General features: G+C 61.7%; 9 protein-coding genes and 1 other RNA gene. 1 reads left to right on the top strand and 9 read right to left on the bottom strand.

Annotation, left to right across the window (positions count from 1 at the left end; translation table 11 throughout):
* From AC2VNK_RS02960 to rnpB, 7 genes are all read right to left on the bottom strand, one after another.
* The coding region (locus AC2VNK_RS02960; RefSeq protein WP_486882744.1) for a UDP-N-acetylmuramoyl-tripeptide--D-alanyl-D-alanine ligase at window positions 1–863 on the bottom strand (863 nt) is incomplete at its 3' end.
* Window positions 860–2,308: a UDP-N-acetylmuramoyl-L-alanyl-D-glutamate--2,6-diaminopimelate ligase gene (locus AC2VNK_RS02955; RefSeq protein ID WP_486882743.1), complete on the bottom strand. Its 1,449-nt coding sequence runs from the start codon at window positions 2,306–2,308 to the stop codon at window positions 860–862. The genes AC2VNK_RS02960 and AC2VNK_RS02955, both read right to left, overlap by 4 nt.
* Window positions 2,295–4,079, bottom strand: a complete 1,785-nt coding sequence (locus AC2VNK_RS02950; RefSeq protein WP_486882742.1) for a peptidoglycan D,D-transpeptidase FtsI family protein — start codon at window positions 4,077–4,079, stop codon at window positions 2,295–2,297. Before AC2VNK_RS02950 ends, AC2VNK_RS02955 begins: the two co-directional genes overlap by 14 nt.
* Window positions 4,076–4,339, bottom strand: a complete 264-nt coding sequence (gene ftsL, locus AC2VNK_RS02945) for a cell division protein FtsL (RefSeq protein ID WP_014030130.1) — start codon at window positions 4,337–4,339, stop codon at window positions 4,076–4,078. Before ftsL ends, AC2VNK_RS02950 begins: the two co-directional genes overlap by 4 nt.
* Window positions 4,329–5,294 (bottom strand): 16S rRNA (cytosine(1402)-N(4))-methyltransferase RsmH, encoded by a 966-nt coding sequence (gene rsmH / locus AC2VNK_RS02940; protein ID WP_486882740.1) that lies wholly within the window; start codon window positions 5,292–5,294, stop codon window positions 4,329–4,331. Before rsmH ends, ftsL begins: the two co-directional genes overlap by 11 nt.
* Window positions 5,291–5,746 (bottom strand): division/cell wall cluster transcriptional repressor MraZ, encoded by a 456-nt coding sequence (gene mraZ / locus AC2VNK_RS02935; RefSeq protein WP_486882739.1) that lies wholly within the window; start codon window positions 5,744–5,746, stop codon window positions 5,291–5,293. Before mraZ ends, rsmH begins: the two co-directional genes overlap by 4 nt.
* 322 nt (window positions 5,747–6,068) lie before the next feature.
* Window positions 6,069–6,413: RNase P RNA component class A (gene rnpB / locus AC2VNK_RS02930), an RNA gene on the bottom strand.
* A gap of 141 nt (window positions 6,414–6,554) precedes the next feature.
* On the opposite strand from rnpB, the gene AC2VNK_RS02925 reads away from it, so the two are divergent.
* Window positions 6,555–6,821 (top strand): hypothetical protein, encoded by a 267-nt coding sequence (locus AC2VNK_RS02925; protein WP_486882738.1) that lies wholly within the window; start codon window positions 6,555–6,557, stop codon window positions 6,819–6,821.
* On the opposite strand, the gene AC2VNK_RS02920 is transcribed toward AC2VNK_RS02925, so the two are convergent.
* On the bottom strand, window positions 6,766–8,136 hold the full coding sequence (locus tag AC2VNK_RS02920; RefSeq protein WP_486882737.1) for a tRNA nucleotidyltransferase/poly(A) polymerase-related protein: 1,371 nt from the start codon (window positions 8,134–8,136) through the stop codon (window positions 6,766–6,768). The two genes, AC2VNK_RS02925 and AC2VNK_RS02920, sit on opposite strands and share 56 nt — an antisense overlap.
* Before the next feature lie 5 nt (window positions 8,137–8,141).
* Window positions 8,142–9,014: AMP-dependent synthetase/ligase (locus tag AC2VNK_RS02915; protein ID WP_486882736.1), on the bottom strand; the 873-nt coding region annotated here is incomplete at its 5' end.

The raw sequence follows: 9,014 nt of genomic DNA, 5'->3' as shown, positions 1-9,014 counted from the left end.
GCCAGGACATTGCGGCCATTGTGTTGACCGGGCAAGGGAATCTCCAGAGCGACTTGCCCTTGCGGAGCGCGCACTTCCAGATATCCGCCACCCTGTTCGTGGGCGCGCCAGTGTCCGCGCACCCGCGTCGGGCGATGCTCTAAGCTGAAGCGCCAGACCTCGCCCGGCGCCCGTTCCGCCCAGAAATCCGCGAAGGGATCGTCGCCATTGAGGATGGTGAGACCGCGGTTGTCGAGACCGGAGAGAATTTCGCCTTTGGCTGCGGCAATGGCGGCAACACTGCCGAGGCCTTCCAGATGCGCGGGGGCTGCATTGTTGATCAGGGCCAGGGTGGGCCGCGCCAGCCCGCTGAGGAGGGTGAGTTCGCCGGGGTGATTCATGCCCATTTCCAGCACCGCGTAGCGATGCTCCGGACCGAGCCTGGCTAGCGTCAGAGGCACGCCGACGTGATTGTTCTGATTGCCGCATGTGGCGAGTACCGGGCCGGACTCGTTAAGGATGGCGGTGAGTACCTCTTTGACCGTCGTTTTGCCGCAGGAGCCGGTCACTGCCAGCAGCGGCAGGTTGAAACGCTGCCGCCATTGGGCGGTCAGTGTCTGCAACGCTATCAGGGTATCCTCCACCAAGACACCGGGTGCCGCGACAGGGGTGCCGGTCAATACAGCTCCGGCGCCCTGAGCAAGAGCACCAGGTACGAAGTCCTCGCCATTGAAGCGGTCGCCGCGCAATGCTACAAAAAGCTGTCCCGTCATCGGCTGCCGGCTGTCCGTAGCGATGCCCTGAATTTCTTTGCGGCCATCGCTGCCGGGCAACAGCTTACCCCCGGTTATTTCAGCGATTTCTTTCAGTGAATAGCGGATCATGCGCTGAGCACCTCCGCGGCAATACTGTGGTCCTGAAAGGGTAAATGCTGCCCCAGTATCTCCTGGATGCGCTCGTGCCCCTTACCGGCGATGAGCACCCAATCCCCTGCCCGTGATGCAGTGATGGCGGCCCGGATGGCCGCCGCGCGGTCATGAATCACGGTAGCCTGACCGGGCCGTTCCATACCACCCAGGATGTCGTTGACGATAGCCTCGGGTGCTTCGCTGCGCGGGTTATCGTCGGTGAGAATGACGTGGTCGGCAAGGCGTTCGGCCACCCGCCCCATTTCCGGCCGTTTGCCACGATCCCGATCACCACCGCAGCCAAAGACCACGGTCACGGCGCCTTTGGCGACTTCGCGCAGGTCGGTCAGCACCCGCTGCAGCGCGTCGGGGGTGTGGGCATAGTCGATCATCACCTGTGCCTTGCCGGGGACCGGAGCCAAGCGCTGATAGCGACCTTCCGGCAAGTCGAGTCCGGCGATAGCGGCGTCACTGACCGGCCAGCCCATACCTTCGACGGTGGCCAGCGCGGCCAGCAGATTCTGGACATTGCTGTTGCCGATGAGGGGGCTGCGCAGGCGCCGCGGGCCGTTAGGGGTATGCAGGTCGAGCAGGGTACCGCTGGCACCGGGATGCCACTCGACAGTCTGGTAATCTCCACTCTTTACCCCGAAGCACAGTTGCCGGACTTCCGGCGCCATGGCGGCAGCGATCTGCCCAGCGAATGTGTCGTCGCTGTTTACTACGGCCAATTGGAGGCCTGGCGTCTGGAAGAGGCGGACTTTGGCTGCGCCATAGCGCGCCATATCCCCATGAAAATCGAGATGGTCCCGACTGAGATTGGTAAATACGGCGGCGGCAAAGGGCACTGCCGCAACCCGTTCCAGCGCGAGAGCATGGGAGGAGACTTCCATGGCGATGACCTTGGCGCCCTGTTCGCGCAGCGTGGCCAGGGTCTGCCACAAAGGGACCGGGTCCGGTGTGGTATTGGCGTGGGAGATAAGAGCATCCACATGGCCGTAGCCGAGGGTGCCGATGATCATAGCGGGCTGCGGTGCGAGTTCGGCAATGAGGCGGGTGACGCTGCTCTTGCCATTGGTGCCGGTAACGCCAATGATGACGGGCGCCTGACCCTCGTCCCAGCGATGCCAGCGGCGCAGCGACCTACCGAGCAGAGCCCGTGCCTGCGGGCTTTGCCAGACGGCGTGACCCTGTTCAGTGTAAATACCCTCTTCACTGCCTTCTAACAGCGCTGCGACTGCACCTGCCGCCCAAGCCTGTGCCAAAAATTGCCGGCCATCGCCATGGTTGGTGTTCAATCCGACGTAGAGCATGCCCGGTCGCAGGCGGCGGGTATCGGTTTCAATACCCTGCAAGGCAATCCCCGCCATGGCAGCCGGAGTGGTGGGCAACAGGCTGGCGAGTGTCTCAGTGTGCGGCATCGCCAGCCCCCTCGGCCCAACGCCGCTCCTGGTCTGCGGTCATGGGTTTCCCTGCCGCGGCATCCCAGACACCGGCGCTGACATCGGGTTGTACGCCCATTTGATGCAAGGCAGCGCTCATGGTTACCCGAAATACCGGGGCGGCGACTACCCCGCCATAACGCCAGCCCTGAGTTGGTCCACGCACCACTACGGCCATGACGAATTGCGGATTGTTAGCGGGCGCGAAGCCGACAAAGGTGGTATTCACCTGATGCTTATGAAAGCCGCCCTTGCCATTGGCCATGATGGACGTGCCGGTTTTTCCGGCTACCGAATAGCCGGGAATCGCGGCAAGGAAACCGGTGCCGCCCCGACTGGTCACCCCGGCGAGCCAGTCGCGCAGTCGCGCCGCAGTGGCGACCGGTATGACCTGCTGACTGTGCGGGGGGGTGTTGCTGGTCCTGCGCAGTAAGGTGGGTTGGACATAGACCCCGTTATTGGCGATTGCGCCATAAGCCGCCGCCAGTTGCAAAGGTGTGACGGAGAGACCATAACCGTAAGCCATGGCGGCACGCCGCGCCACATCCCAACCTTGCCATGCGGGGACCGTGCCGCCCGTCTCCCCCGGCAGTCCTAATCCGCTCACCTGCCCAAAACCGACATTGCGCAGCATCTGGTAGAGATCGGCAGGCGGTGTCCGCAGGGAAATTTTCGCCGCGCCAATGTTGCTGGAATACTTGAGCACCTGAGCGAGGTCAAGGATGCCGTGACGAATATCGTCCTGAATGCAGGAATGGGCCACCCGAAAGCAGTTGGTGTTCACATCAAACGTGGAATTGGGTTGAATGCTGCCGTCATCCAATGCTGCAGCGATGGTAAAAGGTTTCATCACCGAGCCTGGTTCGAAAGTGTCGGCGATGGCGCGGTTATTGTAAAGACTGGGCTGATAATCCGTACGCTCATTGGGGTTGAAAGAGGGGTAACTGACCATGGCAAGGATTTCACCAGTGCGTACATTCATGAGCACCGCAGCCCCGGAACGTGCCTGAAAACGCTGTACGGCAGAGGCGAGGGTAGTATACGCCACATACTGGATGTTGCGGTCAATGCTCAGGGTCAGTGTCTGACCGGGCTGTGCCAGCCTGGCAGTGCCGAGGATCGCCAGCGGATGTCCCAGATTATCGCGCAGCCCGGTTTCTTCCCCTGCCTTCCCTTGCAGCCACTGGTTATAGGCCATCTCCAGCCCTTCAATGCCGCGCCCGTCTACATTGGTGAAACCGAGTAATGGCGCGGCTATGCTGCCGGACGGATAGTAACGCCTATTTTCGTTGAGGCTGTATAAACCGGGCACATGCAGGGCGAGAATGGTCGCGGCGCGTTCCGGTGCAATCTGGCGGGCGAGGAACGCGAACCGGCTGCCACCGCTATGGATCCGTGCGGCAAGGGCGGTTGCGCTGATCCCTAAGGCTGCGGCAATTTGTGGCCAGTGTGCCTGCTGTGGGTTAAACAACCGGGGGGCTACCCAGAGGGTTTGCACCGGGACGGACAGTGCGAGCGCCTTACCGGAACGATCGAGAATGGGGCCGCGCTGCGCCGGTAAGGCGAAGTGTCGCAGATAACGTTGCGCGCCCTGATCGCGTAGGAACGGACCGCGTTCCACTTGCGCGCGCCAGGCTTGTGCCATGATCGCCGCCAAACCCAGCGCAACCGCCGTCCATACCGCGGTCGCCCGCCACGCGGGAAGCGTGACGAGTTGCGGCGAGTGGAGGGGGGCGCCGGGATAGGTCATGGTGCTTTGACCATGACAATTTGATCGTTTTTGGGGGCTGCAAGGCCGAGTTTTTGGCGCGCAATATCTCCCACGCGGGCATTGGAAGCGAGCGTGGCCTGTTCCAGTTGGAGCTGGCCCCAGCGGTTATCCAGGGCGAAATGCCTGGCCTGGGCTTCCTGTAAGGCGATGAACTGACTGCGGGTATTCTCTCTTGCCGCGACGATGCCGAATAGTGTAGCGGTAATCAGCAGGGCGAAAATAATGGTGCTACGCCGCATGTCGTTCACTCCTTTCGGCAACTCGCAGCACGGCCGAGCGGGAACGGGGATTGTCGCGAGTTTCCCGGGCGCTGGCTCGCAGGGCCTTGCCTACAGGATGCCATGGCAAGGGCGGGAGCTCGCTGGCCCGCAGGGGTATATCAGCGCTAATACGATAATCGTCAGCACGGAAAAACCGTTTAACCAACCGGTCTTCCAGAGAGTGAAAGCTGATGACCGCCAGCCGGCCGCCCGCGCGCAACGCATTCATGGCCTGGGGGAGAAAGGCTTCCAGTTCTTCCAGTTCGCGGTTGATGAAAATGCGGATGCCCTGAAAACTGCGGGTGGCCGGATGCTGTCCGATTTCGTGACCGGGCAGTACCTCGGCGATCAGGTCCGCCAGTTGCAGAGTTCTGGTGATGGGCGCTCGTTCCCGGGCACGCAGGATGGCGCGGGCGATGGGGCGGGCAAAACGTTCCTCGCCGTATTCGCGCAATACTCGCGTTATTTCCGCTTCGGGTGCGATTGCCAGCCACTCTGAGGCGCTCATGTCTGCCTCGGGGTCCATGCGCATATCGAGAGGGCCGTCGCGCAGGAAGCTGAAGCCGCGGTCTGCCTCATCCAGTTGCGGGGAGGAAACGCCGAGGTCGGCGAGAATGGCGTCCACGCTCTCCCACTCCAGCGCCGCGAGCACTCCGGCCAATTGGCTGAAGCGCGCCTGACGGATGTATACCCGGGAGTCCTGCGCGAAGCGGGCGCGCAATGCGACAATGGCGGTCGGGTCGCGGTCGAGGATGAGCAGGGTATCTGCCGCCCCGAGTTCAGCCAGCAAGGCCGCACTGTGGCCGCCCCGTCCGCCGGTCGCGTCGACGCAGCGCACCGGCGCACCGATATGGAGTGCCGGACGCAGGACGGCGATGGTTTCTGCCAGAAGAACTGCAACGTGTGCTGTGCTTGGTTCATTTTCACCTCTCACAGGACCAGATCACCCAAGCTGGCGAAGCCATTGGCGTTGGCCAGCCAGTTTTCCTGGCAGGTATCCCAACGGGCAGCATCCCAGATTTCAAATTTGTCGATCTGACCCACCAGTACCAGTTCCTTGTCCAGCGCGGCGAATTTGCGCAGGTTGGGAGACAGGAGGACGCGGCCTTGGGTATCCAGGCGGAGCTCTTCGGACTGCCCCACAAAAAGACGTTGAAACTGACGGGCCGCGGCATTGTTGCTGGGGAGTTCGGCGATGCGGCGTTCGACCTTTTCCCAGGTGGGTAGGGGGTAGGCGACCAGGCAGCGTTCTCCTTCCTGGCTCTGGGCATCAATGGTGACAATTAATTGTCCGTCGCAGTGGTCGCTCAGCCAGTCGCGGAAGCGCGCGGGAACGTTCATGCGTCCCTTGCTGTCCAGGCTGTGCCGATGCGTTCCCCTAAACATGTCTGCGCCCTCCTCCAAAAACTCCCACTTCACCCCACTTCCCCCCACACTTTGAAGATTAGAGGGAAGGATGCCCGCTGTCAAGGAGAAAAAACGAATAATTACGGCATGTTAGAGCGTGTTTATAAAGAGTAAACAAACTACTTGAAGGGGTTTCTGCAATCGTCGGATTACATGATGCAAAATGGGCTATATGCTTGGCATTCCAGGACAATGAAATGAGCATATGCTATTCACAGGATTGTTTCTAGATTATTGAGTTTAATAAGTATTATCGATTATTCCGAGGTGTCTGCCCAGATAATATGGGATGTGTGGTAAAAATTGGAGTGGACCGATAAGCCGGGTTCTGTCGTGGACGACCATTCCTCTAGGCCTGCACTTGCGCACAGGCTCCAGCAACCTACCCGCGTGCACCGCGAGCCACGGTATCGCACGCCTATTTGGTCTTGCTCCAGGCGGGGTTTTCCCTGCCATTTCCGTTACCGGAAATGCGGTGCGCTCTTACCGCACCTTTTCACCCTTACCGGCGCTTACGCGCTTGGCGGTATATTTTCTGTGGCACTTTCCGTAGGCTCACGCCTCCCGGCCGTTAACCGGCGCCTTGCCCTATGGAGCCCGGACTTTCCTCCCCGGATTGCTCCGCGGCGGTCGTCTGGCCCACTCCGTCGCCGATTATACGCGTTTTGTGGCACGCTGTCAGAAGAAAAACGCAGAGCCGGACTTCGCGCACTATACTGTGAGGTATGATTCACCATTGCCTCGGGACTCTGCTGCGGCCCGCTGCGATAGCCATAGAGGGGGTGCCATGATCAACGACAGTTTTCTCGATGAAGCACGGGAAGTGCCTTCGACTATGCCGATGGAGCGGGTGGTGGCCTGGTCTGTTTTCCGGAGTCGTGCGGATGCGCGGAAGCTTTTAGAGCACGTGTATCTGGCGCCGGGACAGGGTTTGGTGGGCGGTTATGGCCGCGATAGCGTCGCTCCGTACTGGTGGGTGGGGGTCCAGGTACAAGATATCAGTCAGTGGGGAAACGTGACGGCGGTCCATAAACGCGGTCGTCTCGGAGACTGAGTTCGGGCAGGCGCCGGCGCAACGCCGCGATCAGCGGTTTGCGATCGTGGTAACCACCGGTCACCTGCAGTTCGTGGGCAAGCGTCAGCGCCCTACCCAACCGTGGCCCGGGGGCGAATCCCAGTGCCATCAGGTCAGCCCCCTTTAGCAGCGGATCTGGGAGACCGGTCCAAATGTTCATCTCTTGCCAGATCTTGCGGGTGACATCTATGGCTGGTGGATACTCTGTGCCTGCCCCGCGCGCATCTGCCAGGGCAACATCCAGCAGTAAGGGGCGGTCAGGGACCTGTAGGGCAAGGCGGGCGTAGGCGGCTCGCCCCGCGCCATCGCGGTGCAGGGCATAGGGTGCGCCATGCCAGCGAATGAGGGGCAGCACCTGATGGCTGAGATGGTTGCCGGGAAAGTAACGGCTCAGGAAATTCTCGGCGGCGACTCGTGCCTGTTCATGTCCGAAAGCGCGCCAGCGACCTTGGGGGTCGCGCAGGGTGGTGCTGGCTTTGCCGAGGTCGTGCAGCAAGGCGCCAAGCATGAGGATGATGTCGCGCGTTTTGTCGCCGCTGCGGAGTTGGCCAGCAGCGGCAAGCACTCGTCCGGTGTATATCCAGACATCACCTTCCGGGTGAACATCGGGGTGCTGGGGCACTGCTTGCAGGGCACGGAGTTCGGGGAATCGGGTGATGGCGCCGGTAAGGGCGAGACTATCCCAGGCCCGGATCAGATGCAGGCTGCGCAGGAGCAGTGCCTCCCATTCTTTGCGTATGCGTTCCTGGGGGACTTCTTGCAGGCGGGGCGCCAATTGGCGGCAGAGGGTGGCGCTCCGGGCTTCAATAGAAAAGCCTAACTGGCCCGCTAACCGGGCCGCGCGGAAAACGCGCAGAGGGTCTTCCCCAAAAGTGTCGGGCGCTACTACGCGGAGCCGCCGGGCATGAATGTCCGCTACTCCCCCAACATGGTCCAGGAGGCGCTGAGCCTGCCAGTCCCAGGCCAGCGCGTTGACCGAAAAGTCCCGCCGCTGGGCGGCGATGGCCCAGGGCAGGTGCGGGTTGATCTGCCCGCCCCGTGCTTGTGGCAGGGAAATCTCTGCGCCGGCCACCACCCAGACTGCACAGCGACCACCTACCCGATGGGCGCCGAAAGGCTCCAGACATTCGGCCAAACGGGCCTCTCCCAATCCGTGTATTTCCAGATCCCAATCGTGGGCGACCACACCGAGCAGGGCATCCCGCGGTGTACCTCCTACCACCAAGACCCGCGCCCCTGTCCGCTGCAGGGCTGTTAGAATGGGAGTCAGCGCAGCGGGCGGCGTAAGCAGCATGGGAGTCAGCCCTTGCCCATTTGCGCCAGCAGTTTGGCGTAGTGTTCGGCGACGACCCGCCGCTTCACCTTAAGGGTGGGGGTTAGTTCGCCGTTGGCCTCACTCAGTGCCTCTGGCAGCAAGGCGAAACGCCGCACCTGTTCGTGGGAGGGCAGATCGGCGAGCGCTGTCGCGATGGCCGCATGGATGGCCTTGCGGGTTGCGGCTTCGTCCGCGTGGGCGCCGGCGCGTTCTTTGAGGAGTTCCTGATTGGGAAAGATGAGGGCCATGAGATAGGGCATACGATCGCCGAAGACGACGGCCTGGTCGATCAGCGCTTGCGCCATCAGTCGCAACTCAATTTTCTGCGGCGGGATGTTCTCACCAGCGGAATTCACGATCAGGTCTTTCTTGCGGTCGCTGATATGCAGATAACCGTCCGGGTCCAAGCTGCCCACGTCGCCGGTGTGCAACCAGCCGTCTACCAGCGTCTCGCGCGTGGCACTCTCATTGTTCCAGTAGCCCAGCATGACGGATGGGCCACGCACCAGGATTTCGCCATCAGCAGCGATACGTCCTTCCAGATTGGGCAGGAACTGTCCCACGGTTCCCGGGCGAATGGCCTCCAGTGGATTGGCGGCGATCACCGGGCTCGCCTCGGTCATGCCGTAGCCCTCAATAACAGGTAGCCCCAACTCAATAAAAAACCGGGCAATTTCAGCATCCAGCGGGGCGCCTCCGGAGACGAAGAAACGCAAGCGCCCACCCAGTTTCTTGCGGAGATTGCTGACCAGCAGGCGGCGGGTGATGGAACGCTGCCAGCGTGCCGCCGGACGCCCCTCTGGATCAATCCCCGCCCCTCGGCGCAGAAACCGACCGAGCAGACCCGGCCGATCTTC

It is taken from the genome of Acidithiobacillus sp. TH-A35 (assembly GCF_057473505.1).
Note: the sequence above shows the minus strand (reverse complement) of the source record. Positions and strands in the feature narration are given on the sequence as shown.